This window comes from Photobacterium lutimaris (genome assembly GCF_003025555.1).
In the GTDB taxonomy this organism is placed as follows: domain Bacteria; phylum Pseudomonadota; class Gammaproteobacteria; order Enterobacterales; family Vibrionaceae; genus Photobacterium; species Photobacterium lutimaris.
This window is the reverse complement of sequence record NZ_PYMH01000003.1, coordinates 133,448-157,377: the sequence shown is the minus strand read 5'-3', so window position 1 is coordinate 157,377 and position 23,930 is coordinate 133,448. Positions and strand designations below refer to the sequence as shown.

17 protein-coding genes are annotated in these 23,930 nt (G+C 44.9%); 10 read left to right on the top strand and 7 right to left on the bottom strand.

The window, feature by feature from the left end; translation table 11 throughout:
• Positions 1 to 35: 35 nt before the first annotated feature.
• Both C9I99_RS09700 and C9I99_RS09695 read left to right on the top strand, forming a co-directional pair.
• On the top strand, positions 36 to 716 hold the full coding sequence (locus tag C9I99_RS09700) for a heavy metal response regulator transcription factor (RefSeq protein WP_107348671.1): 681 nt from the start codon (positions 36 to 38) through the stop codon (positions 714 to 716).
• Positions 703 to 2,070, top strand: coding sequence for a heavy metal sensor histidine kinase (locus tag C9I99_RS09695; RefSeq protein ID WP_107348670.1), 1,368 nt, complete (start codon positions 703 to 705; stop codon positions 2,068 to 2,070). The genes C9I99_RS09700 and C9I99_RS09695 overlap by 14 nt, the downstream gene beginning before the upstream one ends.
• Here C9I99_RS09695 and C9I99_RS09690 read toward each other — a convergent pair.
• Both C9I99_RS09690 and C9I99_RS09685 read right to left on the bottom strand, forming a co-directional pair.
• Positions 2,048 to 2,398: a hypothetical protein gene (locus tag C9I99_RS09690; protein WP_107348669.1), complete on the bottom strand. Its 351-nt coding sequence runs from the start codon at positions 2,396 to 2,398 to the stop codon at positions 2,048 to 2,050. The genes C9I99_RS09695 and C9I99_RS09690 overlap by 23 nt on opposite strands.
• A 142-nt stretch (positions 2,399 to 2,540) precedes the next feature.
• The gene (locus C9I99_RS09685) at positions 2,541 to 3,965 is read right to left on the bottom strand and encodes a glycoside hydrolase family 1 protein (RefSeq protein ID WP_107348668.1); all 1,425 of its coding nucleotides are present in this window, start codon (positions 3,963 to 3,965) and stop codon (positions 2,541 to 2,543) included.
• A gap of 260 nt (positions 3,966 to 4,225) precedes the next feature.
• On the opposite strand from C9I99_RS09685, the gene C9I99_RS09680 reads away from it, so the two are divergent.
• Together C9I99_RS09680 and C9I99_RS09675 are read left to right on the top strand one after the other, a co-directional pair.
• A complete protein-coding gene (locus C9I99_RS09680; protein WP_107348667.1) occupies positions 4,226 to 4,942 on the top strand; it encodes a GntR family transcriptional regulator in 717 nt (238 codons plus the stop codon).
• Positions 4,943 to 5,195: 253 nt separating this feature from the next.
• A complete protein-coding gene (locus C9I99_RS09675) occupies positions 5,196 to 6,827 on the top strand; it encodes a methyl-accepting chemotaxis protein (protein ID WP_107348666.1) in 1,632 nt (543 codons plus the stop codon).
• A 75-nt stretch (positions 6,828 to 6,902) separates the two neighbouring features.
• Here C9I99_RS09675 and C9I99_RS09670 read toward each other — a convergent pair whose 3' ends face one another.
• Positions 6,903 to 8,042: a patatin-like phospholipase family protein gene (locus C9I99_RS09670; RefSeq protein ID WP_107348665.1), complete on the bottom strand. Its 1,140-nt coding sequence runs from the start codon at positions 8,040 to 8,042 to the stop codon at positions 6,903 to 6,905.
• 334 nt (positions 8,043 to 8,376) lie between these two features.
• Here C9I99_RS09670 and C9I99_RS27445 point away from each other — a divergent pair, with 334 nt between their 5' ends.
• On the top strand, positions 8,377 to 8,565 hold the full coding sequence (locus C9I99_RS27445; RefSeq protein ID WP_107348664.1) for a hypothetical protein: 189 nt from the start codon (positions 8,377 to 8,379) through the stop codon (positions 8,563 to 8,565).
• Between the two features lie 440 nt (positions 8,566 to 9,005).
• Here the strand turns inward: C9I99_RS27445 and galM are convergent, their stop codons facing one another.
• From galM to galE, 4 genes are all read right to left on the bottom strand, one after another.
• Complete coding sequence (gene galM, locus C9I99_RS09655) at positions 9,006 to 10,091, bottom strand: galactose-1-epimerase (protein WP_107348662.1); 1,086 nt, start codon at positions 10,089 to 10,091, stop codon at positions 9,006 to 9,008.
• A 27-nt stretch (positions 10,092 to 10,118) separates the two neighbouring features.
• Complete coding sequence (gene galK, locus C9I99_RS09650) at positions 10,119 to 11,282, bottom strand: galactokinase (protein ID WP_107348661.1); 1,164 nt, start codon at positions 11,280 to 11,282, stop codon at positions 10,119 to 10,121.
• A gap of 26 nt (positions 11,283 to 11,308) precedes the next feature.
• Positions 11,309 to 12,382: a UDP-glucose--hexose-1-phosphate uridylyltransferase gene (locus C9I99_RS09645; RefSeq protein ID WP_107348660.1), complete on the bottom strand. Its 1,074-nt coding sequence runs from the start codon at positions 12,380 to 12,382 to the stop codon at positions 11,309 to 11,311.
• Between the two features lie 105 nt (positions 12,383 to 12,487).
• On the bottom strand, positions 12,488 to 13,498 hold the full coding sequence (galE, locus tag C9I99_RS09640; protein WP_107348659.1) for a UDP-glucose 4-epimerase GalE: 1,011 nt from the start codon (positions 13,496 to 13,498) through the stop codon (positions 12,488 to 12,490).
• Between the two features lie 469 nt (positions 13,499 to 13,967).
• On the opposite strand from galE, the gene C9I99_RS09635 reads away from it, so the two are divergent.
• From C9I99_RS09635 to C9I99_RS27530, 5 genes are all read left to right on the top strand, one after another.
• Positions 13,968 to 17,102 (top strand): sensor domain-containing protein, encoded by a 3,135-nt coding sequence (locus C9I99_RS09635; protein ID WP_107348658.1) that lies wholly within the window; start codon positions 13,968 to 13,970, stop codon positions 17,100 to 17,102.
• 650 nt (positions 17,103 to 17,752) lie between these two features.
• Positions 17,753 to 18,976, top strand: a complete 1,224-nt coding sequence (gene gltS / locus C9I99_RS09630; RefSeq protein WP_107348657.1) for a sodium/glutamate symporter — start codon at positions 17,753 to 17,755, stop codon at positions 18,974 to 18,976.
• 253 nt (positions 18,977 to 19,229) lie between these two features.
• Entirely contained in the window at positions 19,230 to 19,466 is a 237-nt protein-coding gene (locus C9I99_RS09625; RefSeq protein WP_107348656.1) for an HP1242/YdcH family protein, read from the top strand.
• 333 nt (positions 19,467 to 19,799) lie between these two features.
• Positions 19,800 to 21,023 (top strand): L-lactate MFS transporter, encoded by a 1,224-nt coding sequence (locus tag C9I99_RS09620; RefSeq protein ID WP_107348655.1) that lies wholly within the window; start codon positions 19,800 to 19,802, stop codon positions 21,021 to 21,023.
• A 442-nt stretch (positions 21,024 to 21,465) separates the two neighbouring features.
• On the top strand, positions 21,466 to 23,868 hold the full coding sequence (locus tag C9I99_RS27530) for a cytochrome-c peroxidase (protein ID WP_107348654.1): 2,403 nt from the start codon (positions 21,466 to 21,468) through the stop codon (positions 23,866 to 23,868).
• The last annotated feature ends 62 nt before the right edge of the window (positions 23,869 to 23,930 follow it).

Sequence of the window (23,930 nt, the reverse complement as noted above, 5' to 3'; positions counted from 1 at the left end):
TTGCAACCATGTTTTAGAACTGACTTGAGGTAAAAATGAAGTTACTGCTGATTGAAGATGAACCAAAGACCGGCGAATACCTTAGAAAAGGACTCACCGAAGCAGGCTACATTGTTGACCTCTCATCAGACGGCGTTGATGGCTTATACCAAGCGACCAGCGCCAGCTATGATCTCATCATCCTTGATGTCATGCTGCCACAACTCAATGGCTGGCAAGTATTAACCACACTCCGTGCCAGCAATATCGAAACACCGGTCATTATGCTGACCGCTAGAGATCAGGTCGAAGATCGAGTAAAAGGCCTGGAGCTTGGTGCAGACGACTACATTGTAAAGCCTTTTGCCTTTGTCGAACTCGTCGCTCGAATCAAGAATACACTACGCAGAAAACAACCCACGCCTTCAAAAGAACTTGCCCTTGAAATAGCCAACCTCCATCTTGATTTACTCAAGCGCAGGGTGACCCGTGCTGGTGACAGCATTACCCTCACTGCCAAGGAATTCTCCTTGCTTGAATTATTGATGCGACGCCAAGGCGAAGTGTTATCACGCTCAGAGATTGCCTCTATCGTATGGGATATGAACTTCGACAGTGATACCAATGTCATTGATGTTGCAGTCAAAAGACTTCGAGGCAAAGTCGACAAAGACTATAAACCCAAGCTGATCCATACTATTCGCGGGATGGGGTATATGCTAGATGAACAAAATTAAAGGCAATCGACTCTTCAATTCAATGTCAGCAAAGCTCATCATCTCATTTTTTACGGCCTCGCTCCTTGTGCTTTGCACCTTAAGTACCGTCATCCTTTACCAATTAAAGCACCACTTTTATCAGCAAGATCAGTATACCCTTGAGCAAAAGTTCAAAACGATCAACACGTTGCAATTACAGAACGATTTCATCGCCAAGTATGGAACCTTCTTTGAGTTGGGCGAAACTAAGCTATGGTTGATCAACAATGGGGAAATTCGGCACCAAACCGAAGATGTTGACTTACCAGAATTTTTCCTCGATAACCGCTCAAAGAAGAGCGTGGATTGGCAGGCTAACGATGTTCGCTACCGCGCATTTCGGTTCCCGGTAGATAAAGAGCCAAACGTCGATGTTATCTTAGGTATTAATATCAATTACCATCATGTCTTTCTGACAAGCTTTACTACCGTACTCATTTGGACCACTTTGTTTGCCAGTATTATCAGTGGCATTTTCGGGTGGCTGATCGTCAAAAAAGGCATGCGCCCAGTCAAACACCTCGAAGAACACTTACAGCAAATTTCGACGGAGAAGTTGGATCTACGCATTGAGCCTGCGTTGTTTCCCAGCGAGCTCCAACAGTTGGTTATTGTTTCTAATGACATGCTGTCACGGCTTGAGAACGAATTTGAACGCTTATCTGAATACTCATCTGATATTGCCCATGAACTACGCACGCCAATCAGCAATATGATGACCCAGACCCAAGTGCTCCTCACCCATCCTCGCACAGTCGAAGAGTATCAGGAGAGCTTGATTTCAACGTCAGAAGAGCTAAGTCGTTTAACCAAAACCATTACCGATATGCTGTATTTGGCTAAGTCTGAGCATAATTTGTTGCAGACAGCCAATGAAGATATCGCCCTTAGCCCTCTGATTGAAGACTTGGCTGAATATTATGAAATGGCCGGTGAAGAAAAAGGCGTCACTATAAACCTATCGGGATCTGGCTTTGTTCACGGTGATAAAGAGATGCTCAAGCGCGCCATCGGTAATCTAATGTCCAATGCGGTTAGGCATAGTGATGATAATGAAGCGATAAATATTCAAATCAGTGAAGTAGACAGCACTACTCGGGTGGCCGTTATCAACAAGGGAGAAACCATCCCAGCAGAGAACCTGCCTTATATATTTGAACGCTTCTACCGCGTCGATAAGGCCAGAATGCACCGAGCCACAGCTGGCGCTGGATTAGGGCTTGCGATTGCCCGTTCTATTGCCAAAATCCACCACGGTGACATTCTGGTGCGATCCGATAATGGCATTACCAGTTTTGTTTTGTCGGTGCCTAAACAAACCAACGTAAAATAATACAGCTAACCAAAGCAGGGAGCCCCGCAATAAACATCATTAGGCCGAACTGATAGTTGTGGTGGATTTGCGTCTGTTGATCACTTTTGAAGTCATGATCTGAAACCATAGAGCTTGACTGCTTTGCGGCTGGGTCGTCATTCCATGTTCGACTCTCTCGACCACCATCCCAAGTCAACCCTGCGATGGCCCAAACGACTATTACGATATAGAACAGAAAATCGCTTAGACCCGTCGTTTTAAAAGCGGGCACATACTGAGATAAAACCATCACCACAATTGCAGCAATTAAATTAACTATCGCGATTTGTTTAATCAGCCTTTTCATCATATCCCTTGAAGTAAAAGGAAAAGCAGAATACAGCCTTCAACGTTATCATTTTCTAAGACAAAATAAAAATGCTCAAAAAGCAACCAAAAGAAAGCCCACGCGGTTACGTGAGCTGACAAAAAATCTTTGGGGCAATATTTTAATCTAACTGCTCGCCATTCGTTTCAATGACTTTTTGATACCAGTAAAAACTGTCTTTCTTATATCGCTTGAGCTCTTTCGCGCTCTCTTCGTCACGGTCGACATAAATGAAACCATAGCGCTTAGCGTAGCCGTTTAACCAGCTGAATAGGTCTTGGCAAGACCAAGTGCAATAACCGATAACCTCACAGCCATCATCAATAGCCTCTGAAATCGCTTCGACATGGCGGCGGAGGAAGTCGATCCGGTAGTCATCGTGTACCTTGCCTTCTTCTGTCAGTGTATCGAATGCTCCAAGGCCGTTTTCACTGATGAGGATAGGCAACTCGTAGCGAGAGGTGATCCGACGCAGCGCGACCCGAAGACCATTTGGGTCAACCGCCCAATTCCAGTCCGTCATTTCTAGGTATTCGTTATCCGCCCTTGCAAATAGCTTATCCGTCGGGATGTCGCTAATTTCTGATACCACCGAGACCTGTGAGGCATTACCCGTCTGAGCTGTTTTTTGCTTATTCTCTGCAGCAACGAATGTCGCAGACTGATAGTAGTTCAAGCCCATGAAATCACATACACCGGCAGCCAACAGTTCTTTATCACCCGGTTGGAAGTCGATATGGATATTCAAGGTCTCCAACCGCTTCAAGGCAATTTTAGGATAACGGCCTTTGGCATACACATCCATCCAAAACAGATCTTGCAGTTCTTGGGCATCTTCCGCAGCGATGACATCTTCAGGTTTCGCTGACTGTGCATAGGCAGGGCTGTAAGCAAAGCTGGCACCAATTTTGGCCTCGATACCCATCTCACGGAATTTTTTCACTGCGCTGGCATTGGCTAAGTTAGCAATATGATTGGCATTAACAAAGCGTTGGAAGTCAGAAACTTTCGGCGGGTGAATAGCCTGCAGGTACCCAAGACTGGTAAAGATATTCTGCTCATTGAGACTGACCCAATACGGTATTTTATCGCCGTACTCTTCAAACAGCACTTCACAGTATCGAGTAAAATCGTCAATGATGTCACGGCTCTCCCACCCCTGATACTCATCTTGTAATGCCTGCGGCAAATCCCAATGATAGATCGTCAATATCGGCGTGATGCCATTCGCAATCAGGGTATCGATGACTTTGTGATAGAACTCCACTCCTTGTCGGTTAACCGTACGGCCATCAGCCATAATTCGTGGCCAAGATACCGAGAAACGGTATGCCTGCAGGCCCATTTCCTTCATCAAGGCAACGTCTTCTTCAAAGCGGTGATAGAAATCTATCGCGACCTCACCGGTGGTATTTTTGAAAGTATTCCCTGGTACTCGGGAGTATACGTCCCAAATGGAATCTCCCTTGCCATCGAGGTTTGCAGCTCCCTCTATCTGGTATGCTGCCGATGCACTTCCCCACAAAAACTCTTCTTGAAAACTCATAATCCACCCTATGATCGACCCTGTAATCCACTTTCGTGACCAAGGGCATGCCTATTAAATGTATTCGCTATGCTAAAACCAGCTTTTACGATTAGTTGCACACAGCGTTGATAGCGAAACACTAAACAAAACCATATGGTTTTACACCAAGAAAGGAGCAAAAACACAACAACGATCACACCCAGTGTGGTTTTGGGCGCTGTCATCAACGCAGAATTAAGGTATTCTGCTCATCCAACCTAAACAGATACAGAGCAGTAATGAGCAAATATCAGGCTATCTATCAGCAACTTAAAGCTCGCATTCAATCTGGCGAGTACAGCCCTACAGTGAAACTGCCTGAAGGAAAAAAGCTCGCCGCCGAGTTTGAGTGCAGTGAAATCACACTGAAGAAAGCGATGGATATTCTGGTGAAGGAAGGAATGGTTGTCCGAAAAAGAGGGGCCGGTTCATTCATTAAAAGTACGCCGCCACAACAACCAGATAGCCACTTGCTAGGGACCAAGTTACGCTACGAAGGTACGGGGAAGAAAGTCACCACAGAGGTAAAGCAGTTTCGAATTGTTGAAGCCGACCATGAAACTTCCGAGCTTGTTAGTGGGGCTGTCGGTGATCATCTTTTTGAAATCATCCGAGTACGTTCAATCGATCACCAACCAACCATCGTTGAATATACCTATATGCCAACTGCCGTTGTGCAGGGGTTAACGTTGGAGCAAGCTGAAGATTCCATCTATGGCTACATAACCGACACCCTAAACCAAGGGATCCACAGTGCAAACCTGACGATCACCGTTGATCAAGCCAACAAACAAGAAAGCCAATGGTTAATTATTCCTGAGGGCGAGCATTTAGTTACCGTCGCCCAGCGCGCCTACCTAGATAATGGACAGCTTTTTGAACACTCCGTTGCCAAACACACCTGCGACTCTTTCAAGCTATCAACGACCTATGTGAAGTCACTACAGTTAAAGTAATTGATATAGCGCCCACGGTACAGTGGAAGTGAGACGCTATACCCAGCTGACCTCTGGGCATAACATTGACTACTGGCGTTGATAAGCAAACGTCAAGTTGCATTGATGCAGACCAAACGTTGAATGGTCAATTGATTAGACGGGGATTATTATATCCAAATATCAAGCAATTCATGTCTGCATTGCTAGACTCAAGTAAGTTGGACAATAAGTTTATAATTTACTTACTTTTTGTGGGGACATGGAGGAAACCATGAACGCTCTATCTATTAAGCAACGCTTGATGCTGATCATTCTGATCGCGGTAGTATCCCTCATTTCAGCCACCTTGTTTGCCCTGTTTGATAAGAGAGACAGCATGCTTGGTGAACGCAAACATCAAATTCAAGTCCTTGTCGAGTCTGCTGAAACACTCGTCTCGGATCTCTATAATCAGGCTCAACAAGGCGAAATAACAATTCAAGAGGCACAGAAAAGGGCAATATCGGCACTTAATGCCATGCGCTATGGCGACAATGGCTACTTTATGGTGTACGACATGAAAAGCACCATGATACATCACCCTATTAGCCCACATTTAAACGGGCGAGATCTCTCAAAATTAAAGGATATCAACGGTGTACTTATTGTCAGTGAGCAAGTCGAGGCAGCCAAACTAGGTGGCGGTTTTGTGACTTACCACTGGCAAAAAGCAGGACCAGATAAAACTCCCTACCCTAAAGTGGCCTACTCACTCCCTTTTCAACCTTGGGGCTGGGTACTCAACACCGGACTTTATGTCGATGATGTTGATACCGTATTTTACCAAAACATAAGAGATCTCATCGTTTTGATTGGTTTATTGGCTAGCGGGCTGATTGTTGTCTCACTCTACATAACCAAAACCATCACCTCACCACTTGCAAAGCTGCAATCTCTTATTCTACAAGCAGAAAGTAATCTTGATCTTACTGTGCGGATTCCCAAACAAGGTAACGATGAAATATCTGATGTTGGCTTCGCGTTCAATAGCCTGATGGCTACCTTTGAAAATACCTTACAGGGGGTTCATCGTGGAGCCGAAGTACTTGACGAACAAGCAGCGAAACTTGATGTACTAGCCAACCACATCGTCAGTTCCTCTAATCGTCAATCAGATGATACCGGCTCCATCGCCGTTGTTATTGAGCAATTCAGCCAGAGTATTCATACCATTTCACTTGATGCCGACAAAATAAAGTCCCTCTCCAATGACAGTGGGGAGCAAGCGAATATCGGAGCCTCAACAATGCTTAAAGCAATTGACAATATCAGTGTCTTGTCGGAAAAGTCCCGTCTTTCAAGTGATGCTGTCTCTGAGTTGGGTCACCATTCCAAAGAGATTGAGGGTATTGTCAGTGTCATCAATGATGTCGCGGAACAAACCAACCTCCTCGCCCTAAATGCGGCAATAGAGGCCGCTCGTGCCGGTGACCAAGGCCGTGGCTTTGCCGTTGTCGCCGATGAAGTCCGACACCTTGCAGTCAGAACATCCGACTCGACTAAGCAAATAGCCTCAACCATACAAGAGCTACGAAACGGGATTGAGTCAACAGTCGACCATATAGAAGTCAGTCTCTGTGCTGTTGAACAAAACTTGTCACAAACCGTGGAGGCAGAAAAAAAAGTGCGCTCGATGCAGAGCATGTCACAAGATCTAATGTTATTGATCGACGAAGTCACCGGCTCATTACATGAACAGTCCAGCGCAAATCAAGAGCTTGCTGAACGAGTGCAAAAAATTGCCGAGATGGCCACTAACAACCAGCATTCTGCCAATGATGTTCAAGGGGCTGTAAAGCAAGTCAATGACCTAGTCGCTGCATTCCACAACTCTATTGGCAAGTTTACCTTCTCGGCAACCTAACCTTTTACGGCTTTTATCTTCACCTAGATTAAGCCCTGCAATGCAGGGCTTCTTATTTAGAGCAACGTCAACTTGTTAAGAAACTTTCTTTAGTTTTTTCACTTTGCTCTGTTTTAGCCAAGAACCATCTTTATGACGTGGGTGAAAATGCGCTGGTAATACATCGTCAGCTTGGGTCCATGGTGCTTCTTTCAAAGCCTGCTGCATGTCCTCATATCCACAATCGCGGCGTAACCGAATAGAGCGGCGAGAGAACTCTGTATCACTAAGTGGGATATGGCCATGTAGAGGATCAAAAGTAATATGAACAATATCAATTTTACTGCCCGCTTTTAAAGCGGTGACATCCGGCACCTGGGCGCTCGCAATTAATTCTGGCACTGTCTGTTTTAAATGATCGAGATTACGTTTGGCCACCAGCGCTTCGAGATGCTCACAAGTACGACTAGCATATTGAATCTCTTTCTCGCGCCATATCACTTCCGACATGGTTTTGGGCAGATCGCCATTGGCGTTCCAAAGATCGACCATGAAAATCAATAAATCTTCGTCTTCTGCTAGATCGAGAATACCAGTAAGAGGCGTGTTGGACACCACCCCGCCATCCCAATAATGATCTTCACCGATCTTTGTGGCAGGAAATCCCGGCGGCAGGGATCCACTCGCGACAGCATGAGCTGGTGCCATGGTATCGGATTGACTGTCAAAGAATACCAACTCACCATCAGTCACCCGCGTCGCCCCCACAGTGAGACGCACTTGATTGCTATTGATCAAGTCAAAGTCAGAGAGATCATCCAAAGTGCCAAACAGCGGTGCAGTATTGTAGAAACTTGTCGCTCCTTCACCAGGAGGTGCAATCCAAGGATTAATTAATCGTGGAGAGAAAAAGTTCGGCTGGCCAAAAACTAACGCTGACGAGGCACTTAGCATATTAAACGCTGAGGCAAATTCGGTGGGGATTTTCATATCCGTCCCCGATCTTGAAATCATCTCCCAGAATGTTTCTAGCTGTGTAAGCCGCTTTTCAGGTTCGTTTCCAGCCAGAATGGTGGCATTTAAAGCCCCAATCGAGATACCTGCAAACCAATCCGGAGTGAAGCCCGCTTCTTCCAATGCCTGATAGGCACCGATATGATAAGCCCCCAGCGCCCCGCCCCCTTGCAGTACTAAACACACCTTGGGCTTTTTTCCAATACTTGCTGTCTTTGCCATGCTCTTTTCCTTGAGTTTATAAACACTCATTTGTCTTTAGTCCAAGACATTGAGCACAACCAGTCAGGTTTCTCGTCAACGCGCAAGTACGGAAAACCCATCACAGTTTGTAGTTAGGACGTTTCACAAACCAACATGGTAATGAGTCATAAACATATAGGGCTAAGGCATCAGTGATGTACTAAGTGCAGTCACACCAACGGCTGTCGTACGTTACAAAGTATTTTGCGAAGCACTTAATCGAAAAAAGTCATACGTTAATGACCAAGATCAATTTACTGCAAACCGGTTGGTCGTATGTTGGAAACATGTTAAACAAAAAGGACGAGCGTATATGGAACTTATTCAAGATCCAAGATGTTATACCGACATCTGTATAGACGGAAAATGGTTTCATCATGACCATTGTACCGATACAGCCTACATGCTTTGGGGTGGTTCTTCCCCTTATATCCAATTAGACAAAACCCCGAAAACCGAAAACGAACTCATTGACCTTCTCAGTCATATCACTCGACGTTAGGGCTCACCGAAGAGAATGACTTATTACCTTATATAGCTGGTACTCAAATAAAAGTACCAGCTTGTGCCGTATAACAACGAAGGGCTCGTTTATTCATTACTCACGAAGCGTTTGCCTAGCCTCGTGAAAGCGAAATAAATGGGTACATAAATCACAAGTAATATCAATGTATCGAGCAAAAAATGTAGCTCTCCCGCCTGCAATAAAGCACTAACGAGGACGTTCTTAACCGTTATTGCACAAAACACCGACACAAAAGTGACGATAAAAGTCATCGTATTTTTTTTCATTTTTTAACCAAATTCGCAATAGCAAAAAATCAGTATGAAATTATACCGATTGTTAGAAGCTGACGCATATTTATCTGGTAACAACACCCATAAAAAAGCCCGCTCATTTGAGCAGGCAAACCCCAATTTCAACAAAGGAAATCAAAACGACTAGAAGGTAAAACGATAACCGGTGTAGTGAGCATAAATTTGTTTTGGCCGCAGGATGCTATCACCAGGCCACTCAGGGTGATTCGGAGCATCTGGCAAATATTCAGTCTCAAGGCAGAAGCCTTGATGAATTCTATATTCTCCCGATGTACCTTTCGTTCCAGCTAAGAAATTTCCTGTATAAAGCTGAACCGCTGGTTTGGTCGTTTGTACCGCCATTGTGACTTTCTGATCCGGTGAGACCGCTTTAGCAATATCACTGATACCATCCGTTAGTTCTGGAGGCATAATAAAAGCATGATCATATCCTTTTGCTAATACCTGCTCAGGATCGCTCAGTAAGTCTTGTCCGATAGATTTCGCCTCGCGGAAATCAAATCCCGTTTGATCAACAGGTTTCAATACACCGATTGGGATCCCAGCATCAGATGTCGGTACAAAGTGATCAGCATTAATTGTTAGCTCATGCAGCAAACAGTCATCACCAGCGTCTTCACCAGCAAGGTTGAAATAAGCGTGATTGGTAAAGTTGACAGGGCAAGGTTTGTCACCCTCAGCTTGATAACTAATAGCCACCGTATTATCAGCGGTTAATTCAAAGGTTACTTTGACTTGTAGGTTACCTGGAAAGCCTTGATCGCCATCTTGCGACAATAGGCTAAACACTAACTTTGAGTCACTTGGTGATTCTATCGTCCAGCGACGCTTATCATAGCCTTCAGGTCCCCCATGCAGTGTATTACCTGCATGGTTAATTGCAACTTGAGTCGTTTCACCGTCAATCGTAAATTGACCATGGGCAATACGGTTGGCATAACGTCCTACCGTTGCGCCAAAATAGGCTGTTTGCTTGCAGTGATCAGCCATGGTGGCACAGCCGAGTAACACTTCACGCGCTTCACAACTCTTGTCGCCTTCCCCACTCACTGGCACAGTACAACTTAGCCATGTCGCACCAATATCCATGAAGGTTGCGGTCATTCCTGAAACATTGGTCAGGGTAAACAGCTTAGCAGGACGGCCATCATAGGCCGCCTCCATGGTCATGGTGTCGTGCAGTGCTAACACTTTATGAGGTAGTGTCATTTGTAATCCTTATTTGAGCATCTCAACTTAGGCAATTGCGCCAGCACCCGCTTTTGCTTTACACACATAGATCGTTTCTTTTAGGCCAGTCTTCGCTTCATATTTTTCCGCAAGTGCAGCCGTCAAGTCATCAACCAATGCAGGTGGCACAATAGAAACAATACAGCCACCGAAACCACCACCGGTCATACGGACACCACCCTGCTCGCCAATGACCTCTTTCACGGTATCAACAATAAAATCAATTTCAGGGACTGTAATTTCAAAGTCATCACGCATTGAAGCATGAGATTGTGCCATCAGCTCACCCATACGCTTCATATCACCTTGGCTTAGGGCAATGGCCGCATCTTCTGTACGGTCGTTTTCAGTGATCACGTGACGAGCCCGTTTGGCAACCGTTTCATCCAACTCCTCAACACGGGCGTTGAACTGCTCGAGAGTAACGTCACGTAGCGCTTTCACACCGAAAATACGTGCAGCTTCTTCGCACTGCTCGCGGCGGGTGTTGTATTCGCTGTCGACCAAACCACGCTTCTTGTTAGAGTTGATAATCACTACTGCCATATCTTCCGGCATTGAAACTGCTTTGGTTTCTAGTGAACGGCAGTCGATTAGCAAGGCATGGTTCTCTTGACCTTCGGCAGAAATCAACTGATCCATGATGCCGCAGTTACAGCCGACGAATTCGTTTTCCGCTTGCTGGCCGTTCAGTGCAATCTCTTGCTGGCTAATTTCAAGAGCGAATAGAGTTTTGAACGTTTGACCAATGACCACCTCCAGTGCCGCTGATGAGCTCAGGCCTGCGCCTTGTGGAACATTACCGCTTACCGCAATATCTGCACCCGCGAATTCGTAACCACGCTCGCGTAGACACTTGACCACTCCTTTGATGTAATTGATCCACATGCACTCTTGATCGAAAGTGATGTCAGCTGTTAGGTCGAACTCTTTGGTCTGGTTGTCATAATCCACAGAAACAACACGGACGATGTTGTCATCACGACGAGCAGCAGCAACAAAGGCTTGATAATCTATCGCACACGGTAGTACAAAACCGTCATTATAATCGGTGTGCTCACCGATCAAATTTACACGGCCCGGCGCTTGGATAAGGTGAGTCGCTTCGTAACCCAATACAGAAGAGAATGAGGTATTAACAGCGTCAATGAGTAGTTGCGTTTTAGACATAATATATTCCTATCTTTCTTTATGGATTACTTTGTATTTGTTGTCGTTGTTTCGCGGTAATGTACGTCGCTTAGGGCACGCAGTTTGTCTGCCGCCTGCTCTGCAGTAAGGTCACGTTGGCTTTCTGCCAACATTTCGTAACCCACCATAAATTTACGCACAGTGGCAGAACGAAGCAGTGGCGGATAGAACAGCGCATGCAACTGCCAGTGTTCTGTTGAGGTATCGCCCTCTTTGAAGAAAGGCGCATAATGCCACCCCATCGAATAAGGGAATGAGCACTTGAACAGATTGTCATAACGGCTGGTTAGTTTTTTGATCGCGACAGCAAGATCATCACGCTGCGCCTCAGTTAAGTCATTCATGCGACGTACATGCGTTTTCGGCATCAGCATCGTTTCAAATGGCCAGGCGGCCCAATAAGGCACAACAGCAATCCAATGCTCAGTTTCAACCACTGTACGTGAACCATCAGCCATTTCAGCTTCTGCATAATCTACCAGCAAATTTGAGCCTTGCTCTTGGTAGTAAGCACGAAGATTGTCGTCTTTGCGCGCGATTTCGTTTGGCAAGAAACTGTTCGCCCAAATTTGACCGTGCGGGTGTGGCTGGGAGCAGCCCATAGTGGCTCCTTTGTTTTCAAACGCCTGAACCCAAATATATTCTTGACCTAACTCTTCTACTTGCTCGTTCCAGGTATCAATAACCTTACGAATCATCCCTACAGGTAATTCAGGCAATGTTTTACTGTGATCAGGCGAGAAACAGATAACACGGCTCAAGCCGCGAGCACTTTCACTGCGGAACAACGGGTTGTCCGGTGTCGGCGCTTCCGGGGTGTCAGGTGTTAAGGCTGCATGATCATTGTTAAACACATAGGTATCGGCATAGTCTGGGTTTTTGTCACCCGATACTCGGGTATTGGTCGGGCACAGAAAACACTCGCTATCATACGCTTTGTCTTCCGCTTGTTCTGGGGTCTCATCAGCACCCTGCCACGGACGCTTGGCTCGATGTGGTGAAACCAGAATATATTGGCCTGTCAAAGGGTTGTAGCGACGGTGAGGGTGGTCAACGGGATTAAATTTTTGTTCAGACATTATATAAACTCGCAACTACAGGTTAACTGTAAAAAAATAAAAGTAGGAACAGGCAAACATTGGGGTGAAGACGCTGCCTGCGCCCTAAAATCATATAGAGGCTAATTAATAGCCATTTGGATTTTCAGACTGCCAGCGCCATGTATCTGCAGCCATGGCTGTCACATCAAATTTAGCTTCCCAGCTCAACTCAGCTCGAGCTTTGGCCGTATCAGCCCAGCATTCTGCAATATCGCCAGGACGACGAGGACAAATTTTGTAAGCAACATCGTGACCACACGCTTGGCTGAAAGCGTCAACCATCTCAAGTACACTGCTGCCCTTACCTGTGCCCAGGTTGTAGATGTGAAGGCCAGCCTTTTCACCCACTGCCCGCAAGGCAGCTATATGGCCATCGGCCAAATCCATAACATGTATATAATCTCGAATGCCGGTACCATCAGGAGTTGGGTAGTCATTGCCAAAGACAGAAAGGTATTCGCGACGGCCTACCGCCACTTGGGCGATGAACGGCATCAAGTTATTAGGGATACCTTGTGGGTCTTCACCCATAGTGCCTGATGGATGAGCACCTACGGGGTTGAAATAACGCAACAACGTAATGCTCATTTGTGGAGCGGCTACTTGGATATCACGAAGGCACTCTTCCACCATGTATTTACTGCGGCCATATGGGTTAGTCACTTGACCTGTAGGAGTCGTTTCTTTGATTGGGATTTCTTCGGGATCACCATAAACTGTTGCTGATGAGCTAAATACTAAGCTGTTTACCCCAGCATGTTTCATAGCATCCACCAGCATCAATGTGCCATGAACATTGTTGTCGTAATATTCAAGAGGCTTTTCAACGGACTCACCCACCGCCTTCAAGCCAGCGAAATGGATAACAGAGCGGATATCATTCTCGGAGAAGACCTGATCTAAAACCTCACGGTCACGGATGTCGCCATGATAGAAAGTCGGCTTAGCCCCTGCCAGTGCTTCAACTCGCTCAAGCACGGCTTCTTTACTATTGCAAAGGTTATCCAGAATAATTGGTTCGAGGCCTGCTTCAATCATTTGTACACAGGTATGGCTGCCGATATAGCCCATACCACCTGTTACTAATACCTTCATCACTTTCTCCCAATGCGTTGTTAGTGACGTGTTCAGTTGTCACCACACCCAAATCACAACTTCTTGTTCTTAACTGCGGACAATATTACCAACAAGAAGAAAGCGAAATCTGTGATCAAACCCACACAGTGTAAACGTTTCCACAAATATCACCACTATCGTCAGCATCTAAGCTATCAGAAACAAAGGGAAAGTGAGACGCCAATCAAAAAAAACTAAAATATAAGCACTTAATGATAGCTTTAGGCATCAGAGCCGATTCAATCTGCGAAAAAGGCACCAAAGAATAGTGAAAACGATTAACCACAAGAGAAAGAAAGCGTCTTCTTAGTCAAAATCGTGACATAGCAGACAAATTCATACATCCAACCTATGTGTTATGATGAATATGTCTAGTTTTGCTTACTCCGATGCAATCAAAAGCATAAAAAAGCTATACTAATCTTGTTGATATGCGTCATGGTGAAGTATGAAAACAACTATATTACGGTTTTTACTCTTTTTTATTCCATTACTGACTATTACGTCAGCGTCTATCTTTTATATCTACAGTGAAGATTTAAACCAGATCAACCAACGTATCCAAGATCGTGAGAATAGCCGTCATCAATCATCGTTACACATCACCCGCCTGCATTTCGCTCCGATTATTGAAGATTTGAGATATCTGACAGAAAAAGCCAAAGAGCTTTCCAACACATCATTGGATATTGAAAGGCAACACGAAATTCTGACGGCTAGCTTCCTACGCTTGTCAACCACCCGCCATTATTACGATCAGGTTCGGCTTCTCAATGCCGAGGGCCAAGAAGTCATCCGGGTTAACAAGGTTGGCGATAGTGCAACGGCTCTTCATCCCAGTCAACTTCAAGACAAAGGCCAACGAGACTACGTCAAAAAAGCGTTGAAGATCCAACCCGGTGGTTTCTACACGTCTCAGTTTGACTTGAACCAGGAAAATGGCCAGATAGAATTACCCCACAAGCCAATGTTGCGCTTTGTCAGCCATTTCAAAGTGAATGGACAGAGCTGGCTAATCACCCTCAATTACTTAGGCATTGACTACCTAGGGGAACTAGAAAGCCAATATGGATGGGACCAAGTACAAAACTGGTTGGTGAATAATCACGGACAGTGGCTGCTTGGTCCAACGAACGATAGTGCATGGCAGTTCATGTCCCCCCTCAACCAGCCAAAAGAGCAAGATTTCCACACCCAGTACCCGCAGTTATGGCAAGACATTAATCTTAACAATTCAGGACAGATCATTATTGATGATCATCTCTATACCTATACCCGTTTTTTTTCCGGTACAGCTTTCGGTGGAGAAAACAGCTTCACCTTACCTTTCCAAGGCTCAGACTTACCATGGACCATCATTTCACGCGTCAATATGACAGAAGCGGTCACCGAGCTGGCCTTTACTCAAAAACGGATATTAAAGCTGGTCATCTTCACAGGGCTCGTGATCAGTTTAGCTTCAGGGTGTTTGGTATTAGCTTGGCACTTATCTCAACTCCTCAATACACAGCGTAAGATGACACTGAAAATTGAAGACACAGCCTTGCAGTATGCAACAGTATTACGTCATGTCCCCGACGGTTTAATGACTCTTGATCAAGACATGAAAATTGTCACCGCCAATAACACAGCCATACAAATCCTCTCCCTTGGAAATAAAGAAATACGCGGCTGTACCCTGACAAAACTATTGCCCGGTTCACAATCCCGGCGGCAAGTCGAAGCCATTATTGAACAACTGCATCAGCTAAGAGAGAGGAAGCAACCAACAATAAAGATCCGATTGCAATTTAACAATTTAAAAACTAAGCATATAGAGATCATCGCGACGGAAACTACTTACAGCTCAAGCCGGGAGATTTTGCTCAATCTCCGGGATGTGACCTATTGGATTGAACGGGAAGAGAAGCTCAAGAGCATGTCACGGGCACTCGAGCAAAGTAACGACTCGATTATCATTACAGATCGCAGAGGTGTTGTTGAATATGTAAATCGCTCTTTTGAAAAGCATAACGGTATAACGTCGAAAGATATTATCGGTAAACAGTCCATTGAGCTACTGAGGAATACACTCAATAACCTCAACGACGTCAAACATGTCCAAAAGCAGTTAAAAGAGGGCCATGTCATTGAGCGGGTTATTGCGCATCAGCAAGGTGATCAGCAGATCATATACGAAGAAAAAACCATTGCCCCTATCCGAAATAGTCGAGGCAAGATCAGTCACTATATATCCACAGGTAAGGACATAACAGAACGCGTCTTGTTCGAGAATCGCTTACATCGCTTGGTCCATTACGATCTATTGACTGAACTACCCAATCGCACTCTCTTGCAACAACAGCTCTGTGCGGCGGTGAAATGCAATAAAAGCACGGGTGAGAATATCGCCCTTCTCTCACTGGATTTGGATTACTTCAAGCAGATCAATGATTCCTTAGGCCACGCTGTCGGTGATAAGGTGATCCAAGCAGCAGCCAAGCGCGTCCACCGCCTATTAAGAGAGACCGACATACTGGCACGCCTAGGTGGTGATGAGTTTGCCATTTTACTGGCACAAAATGCCAACCTACAGAATGTTACCAATATCGCCACTCGTATCCTTAAGCACATTGCCGCCCCGCTGATAATCGAAGGCAAAGAGCTGTTCTTGACCGCGAGTATTGGCATTAGCTTCTTTCCCGATGACTCAGAGGCACCTGAAGACCTCAGCAAATATGCCGATATCGCTTTATATCGGGCAAAGGAACAAGGACGTAATCAGTTTTGTTTCTATACGTCGGAAATGGGTATACATAGTGTTCAGCAAATTCAATTGGAATCAGAACTTCGCCGAACGTTGGGTTCAGATCGCTATGAGTTTTTCTACCAACCTAAAGTAAACGCCAAAGATCATGCCGTATGTGGAGTGGAGGCTCTACTAAGATGGCGAAATAAATATGGTGAGCCTGAATCTCCACTTAATATCATCCCTATTCTTGAACGTTCTGGGGTTATTATCGAGGCTGGAGAGTACCTCATTAAAAAAGCCTGCCGACAATTGAAAGTCTGGCAATCAAAGGGAATTTACCTCAACTTTGCCATTAATATCTCAGCCCAACAGTTATTAGGCTCGAATATTGTCGAGACTATTGATAAGGCCATCATCCAAACTGGGTGTGACCCACAGTATCTCGAAATAGAAATCACCGAAACGGTTATCATGTCAGACGTCGATACCGCTCTGGACAAGTTAATTAAACTTGAAGCACTGGGTGTAAAAATCGCCATTGACGACTTTGGAACCGGTTACTCTTCGCTGGCTTACTTGAGCCGTTTCCCTATTCATATACTCAAAATTGATCGTGAATTCATTAAAGATCTCCCTTGGAATGAAGACAACACCACCATCACCCGCTCTATTGTTGAGCTGGCACATAACCTAAACATGCAGGTTGTTGCCGAAGGTGTCGAAACTCAATCTCAGTGTGATTTTTTAAGCAGTATCGGAGTGGAAGAGTTTCAAGGCTACTTATTCGGCCGCCCCCAGCCGGTTCATGAATTCGAGCAACATTATCTGCATACGGATAAAAGTACGGTGTAAGTCAAGAAAGGCTATTGCAGCAGTAATACTACTTAGCAATAGCCTGATACTCACGTATCTTGGGTGTAATATTGGCACCTTTGACTATTCTCAGCTTAAAACAGCAAAAAAATTGATCTCACACGGATTATATACGCTGTTTTATTACTCACCACTCCCAACAAATCAATCAAATCTATCGTGTAAGAGCACCTCTGATAAAAAAAACAAAAAAATATCGATAAGAAAACAACCATTCAGGTGAGTATTAAGCCCAATCTTCTAATTCGATTACTAACTAATCGACAAAATTAGTGGCGTAACATATTAATTACAATAATTATTGGTTTATATATTCCGCTTTTTTCGTATGGATATTCATCACTTCAGCATTAGCCTACTGATTTTAAAGCAGTCGCGTTTTCGCTATGAGACTTTTCTTGTTTTTAAAGCCTATTATCAATAAAAAACCACCTCCTCACCAACAAGAACATACCAATAACAAAGCAGCCTACAGCTTTGCCATCCAATATACATAAATATCATAATCAAAACATAAACAACTAAGCTGCAACTACGGGTCTACACTATTGAGGTTGAAATGGCAATATAGGCAGTCGCCATTTTAGGGGGTAAAATTAACGCCTAAAAAACAATGAAAAGACATAATCATGAATTCAGTTATACAAGTAAGCGAACTTGAGTCGTTTCTCATTGCGATTATTGTGCTTTTTCTTGGCTACTTCATTAATAGCAAAGTAAAGGTATTCCGGAAGTACAATATTCCTGAGCCTATTGTTGGCGGATTGATTGTTGCCGTACTAATTGCAGTTTTACATACTCAAGGCATCGACATTACCTTCAAACTAAGCCTCAAAGATACACTGATGCAGATGTTCTTTGCCACGGTTGGTTTGGCGGCAAGTTTTAAACTATTGGCCAAAGGCGGTTCACGGGTTTTCTTGTTCCTGGGTATTGCAACACTGTACATCATTATTCAAAACGCGGTTGGTGTTAGCCTAAGCACCATGCTAGGTCTTGATCCTCTTCTTGGGCTTATGGTGGGCTCTATTACCCTATCTGGTGGGCACGGTACTGGAGCTGCTTGGTCGCAGACTTTTACCGAGATCTACGGCCTGCATACCCTCGAACTGTCGATGGCCGCTGCAACGTTTGGGTTGGTGATGGGTGGCATCATCGGGGGGCCTGTTGCGCAACGCCTAATCAACAAGTTCTCACTAAAATCTGAGTTTGGTGCAGGTGAAAAACACCATATCGAACACCCAGATCTAGTGACATATAGTGATCACGAAGAGGATCGCATCACTGCCAAGAACACCATTGAGGTGCTCTTCATCTTGTTGATTTGTGTTGCCGGTGCCGCACACGTCAAGGAATTAGTCGACAGCTTTGGTATCAACTGGCTACGTATCCCTGACTTTGTGTACGCCCTCTTTATTGGTGTCTTCATTACCAATGTCTGTGAGACGAGCAAAGTCTACAAAATTAATAATGAAACCGTCGATGCACTAGGTACAATTTCACTGTCACTGTTCTTGGCCATGGCACTAATGAGCCTTCAACTGTGGGAGCTTCTCGGCTTAGCCCTACCAATGATTGTGATTCTATCGGTACAGACAATCACGCTAGCTGCCTTTGCCTACTTTGTTACCTTCCGTTTAATGGGCAAAACCTATGACGCAGCGGTAATTGCAGGTGGTCACTGTGGTTTTGGTATGGGCGCAACACCGACGGCGGTGATGAACATGGGGGCCCTTGTTTCACGTAATGGCCCATCACCCCAAGCGTTTATGGTTGTGCCAATCGTCGGGGCTTTCTTTATCGACATTGCTAATCTCATCGTGCTGCAAACCTATATCAGCTTCATCCAGTAACCTCCCCTTCAGCCGGGCCTATTAGGCCCGGCTTTGCCGTTCGGCATCTCCAAGCTATTATTAATTTATTGGCCCTGCTTGTGGTTGATTGTTGATGGGTCCATCAACCATATTTATAGCGAATTTCTGAACAACCATCTTCACTCGTTTTAGGGTGCGCTTTGTGGGTAGCCACAAAATTCTGTGGTATGAATGTTAATTTTATGCCTATCGTCTAATTCGGTAGGATCGTAATAAGCGTGGGAGTATCAATATGTTAGGTGAAAATCATGCACTGTTTATCGAGTACCCTGAGCATCAAGATAGAATTAAGGAGCTGAAGCAATCCGACCAAGATTTCAAACAAATGGCTGACCGATACCACCAGCTTGATCATAAGATTAGAGGCCTAGAAGGTAACAACATTCCCACCGACGATCATCACTTCACAGAACTCAAATTAGAGCGCGTGCAACTGAAAGATAAAATCTACAGTATTCTTTCTCATTGATACTACCCTGTCCGTGTTATTTATCATGTTCACTTCACTGACTTACAAGCTGTGAAGTGAACATAAATTCATACTTACCCGCGAATATGAAATGCCTCCCCAAAAGCAACATAAACCTCTGATTAGAAAACAAAATACTCATTAACAGCATGTGAACAGATAAAACAACCACAGAAACATTTGTAACCAAATATTTCTAGCGGTTTCCTATTCAAAAAATGTTGATAGAATCCGCGCACCTTTAGTGACAATCAACTTTTGTTAATAAAGACAAAATTTTTTTGAGCACAGTATGCAAGCCATACTGCTTTCCTTGTAGTGACTGAGAAAACGATGACTAAATTCGATAAAGCAAAACAGATCCTGCTAGCAGGCTTCTGTATCAACCTATGTATGGGCATTCTGTATGCTTGGAGTGTATTCAAGCAAGCACTTGTTCTCGATATGGGCTGGTCAGATGCTGATGCTTCTATGCCATACTCAGTTGCCGTAATTACTTTTGCTCTATCACTTTTGGTAGCTGGCGTGCTTCAAGACCGTATGGGCCCACGCAAAATCCTTATCTTGGGTACTGTGCTTGTTGGTTCAGGTATGATCATCTCCAGCTTAGCCACTAGCCCACTTCTGCTTCTTCTTACTTTCGGCCTAATGACTGGTGCAGGTATCGGCTTTGGCTACGCATGTCTTGCGCCGTCCGCGATGAAGTGGTTCCACCCTTCTAAGAAAGGTTTGGTGAACGGCCTAATCGCTGCTGGCTTTGGTCTGGCTGCGGTATACCTTGCCCCGCTAACATCTCTGCTGATTGACTCTTTCGGTATCAGCACCAGCTTCCTGATCCTTGGTGTTGCGATTCTGCTTATTGCTGTTCCGCTGGCAAGCACTATCACCAACCCACCGGAAGGTTACAAGCCTCAAGTACCGGCTAACTACAAAGCTAAAGCGGCTAAGCCTGTAGACATCCAATGGCGTGCAATGCTGAAAACACCTCAGTTTTACTCACTGTGGGTAATGTTCGCAATGGCTTCATCAGCAGGCCTGATGCTAATTGGTAACATCACTTTGATTGCTTCGCAGCAAGCAAATATCACAGAAGCAGCGTTCCTCGTTGTTGTTCTGTCTATCTTCAATTCTGGTGGCCGTGTTGCCGCAGGTATGCTGGCTGACAAAATTGGTGGCCTACGTACACTTACCATTGCGTTCATCATGCAGGGTGTCAACATGGCACTATTCGCAAGCTTTGACTCTAGCTTCACGCTAATGATCGGTGCCGCACTTGCTGGTGTTGGTTACGGTACACTGCTAGCGGTATTCCCAACGCTAACGGCTGAGTTCTATGGTTTGAAAAACTACGGCGCAAACTTCGGTGTGCTATACACCGCATGGGGTGTGAGCGGCTTTATTGGTTCAGCGATCACTGCTATCGCAATGGGCGCATCTGGTAACTACACTCTAGCCTACTCTATCTGTGCGGTTATGATGGCAGTTAACGTATTGCTGTCTATTCTGACTAAGCCTGTTGATGCAGAAGCGCTTGAGAAGAAATTGGCTAACGCCTAAATTTTAATAAACATCATAGAAAAGCACAGCCTTGCTGTGCTTTTTCTATTTTTGTCTCATGTCAGGTTTATTATTCCCCCTTTCAAGATAAATCCCATACCTTTGTATTAAATATTACGTCCGCAAATTTAACACCTCTGCTTCACTATTAAGTTAATTAATCATACCTGTTTGTATTGGCTGTTTTTATTCTGCTTTACCAATTACAGCCTCTCCTTTATTCCTTGTATTTATTTGTTACCTTATTTTCAATAAATGTATCATTTTTACACACCATTCTAAATTACGGAGCTTATATCCATAAATAACACTCGTTTCTTTTTTATCGATTTACTATTTTCACAAAAATAATAATTAAGACCTAAAATAACATCCATCTTTATTGCACGGGAAATTCTCGTAGATAAAAGCAATATTTCGTAATGGACGTTAGGGGTGAGTGATGAACAATAATACGTTATATAAACGTCATCGACTAACAGCCTTAGTAGCAGCTTCAATGTTAGGGTTAGCTACCGGTATCGCCAGTGTTCATGCCGAAGAAGAGGTCGAGACACCAGATTTATCTGGACTTGGCTCCCTTAAAGGCATTCAACCGGCTCCTGTACCAGGGCTCGATGAGTATGTAAAAGACGAAAAAGCAGCTGTATTGCTAGGTAAAGCGTTGTTTTGGGATATGCAGGCGGGTAGTCAGGGACAAGCTTGTGCGAGCTGTCACTACAGTGCTGGTGCCGATAATCGAACGAAAAACCAAATCAGCCCTGGGCTTAATAATGTTGATGAGACCAAGCGGGAAATATTTGATCCAACCCGCACTGGCATAGGCGGTCCTAACTATACGTTGGTACCGGATGATTTCCCATTCCGTGTATATGCCGATCCTGATGATCGCAACTCACAAGTTTTATTCGATACTGATGATGTTGTATCTTCACAAGGTGTGGTCGGGGGGGTATTTGACGAACTATATGGTGGTTCATATGGCGACCCCAGATACTCAGACCGTAGAGAAAGTTGTGAATTAGTCAAGGATATTTTCCATGTCGGTGGCGTTAGCACTCGCAAGGTCGAACCTCGTAATACGCCGACCGTGATCAATGCTATTTTCAATTTCCGCAACTTCTTAGACGGCCGTGCAAATAATACTTTCAACGGCGTTGACCCATTCGGGCGACGTAATCAAAACGCAAAAGTGTGGCACTTCAATCCATACACCGAATATGTAAGTATGAAAGAAGTTAACCTCATTAACTCAAGCGCGGCGTCACAGGCTGTTGGGCCTCCGGGCAGCGCATTTGAGATGACCTGCGCCAATAAAGCTTTTCGTGATATGGGTAAAAAGTTACTCAACTTGAAACCCTTAGGCTTACAGCAGGTTGACCGTTCTGACAGTGTACTGGGGGCTCACTCCAGTTATCCGAACGATGGTCTGCGTAATAGATACCGTGACATGATCAAAGATGCCTTCAACATTGAGTACTGGGGCTCAAATAAAGACTTTGACGGCTACAGCCAGATGGAGCAGAACTTCAGCCTATTCTGGGGCTTGGCTATCCAGTTATACGAGAAAACGTTGATCTCTGATGATTCACGCTTTGACCGTTTTATGGATGGTGACAGCTATGCACTGAGTGATCTTGAAAAACAGGGCCTGGAAGTGTTTGTCGACAAAGGCAAGTGCGTCAATTGTCACAGTGGTCCAGAGTTCTCCAAGGCCATGACACATTTAATAGCAGAAGAGCAAGAAGAAGGCCTGGTTGAGCGGATGCTCATGGGGGATCAAAATACCTCTCTCTATGACAACGGCTTTTACAACATTGGCGTTACACCAACGAAAGAAGATCTTGGCCTAGGGGGGAAAGACCAATGGGGTAACCCGCTATCGCATACCGAACAGTATATTCAGAAACTGTTAGGCAACAATGTACCAGATGATTTCGAGGTTGACCCTTGTACTTTTGAAGAAAAGGTCATCGACCAAGACCCGTGTAACTCCGCAGAGCAAACTGAAGCCTTGAAACTTCTGGTTATAGCAGGAACAGAACGTACGGCCGTTCACGGTGCATTCAAGACGCCTACGCTACGCAACGTTGAGCTAACGGGTCCTTACATGCATGACGGTAGTATGGCGACGCTTGAGCAGGTCGTTGAGTTCTATAACCGAGGTGGTAACCGTACCAGCGAAGGTAGTGGTGACTCAACTGGCTTTGATGGCATCTCTTCTAACCTTGACCCTGATATTCGTAGCTTGGGATTAACGGATTACGAGAAGAAAGCGCTCGTTGCCTTTATGAAATCCCTAACGGATGAACGTGTACGTCAAGAGAAAGCACCGTTTGACCACCCACAACTGTTCATTCCGAATGGTGTTGAAGGGGATGAAAACTATGCCGAGACCAACATCAATGGCTCACCCCGTGAAGAGTGGATTGAAATCCCGATGATCGGCTCTCACGGTCGTGCCGCGAAAGGTTTAGAGCCGTTAAAACCTTTCCTCGATGGTGTTAACTCTGATTACGATGCCCCTGGATACAATGAGCCTGAACCTGCGCCCGAGCCTAGCTATATTGTGGCTAAGGATGATGCTTTTTCAGCTAAATACGGCCGTACAACCGTGATCAAACCACTAGAGAATGATGTAGCAGGTAGCTACGATATCGACCTACGAAGTGTGGTGATTCATGATGCACCAAGTAGCCTTGATTGCCGTTACTACATCCGCTCTGACGGTAGCATTTCAATCACACCACTAAAGGACTACGACATGACAATGACTTACAGTGTCAAAGACAGTAAGGGCAACGAGTCGAACGTAGCAACAATGAACATCAATGTATACCGCTAAAGGTTAACCTAGCAATATCCTCTAAAGCCCCGCCCTATGCGGGGCTTTCTTTTCTCACCACC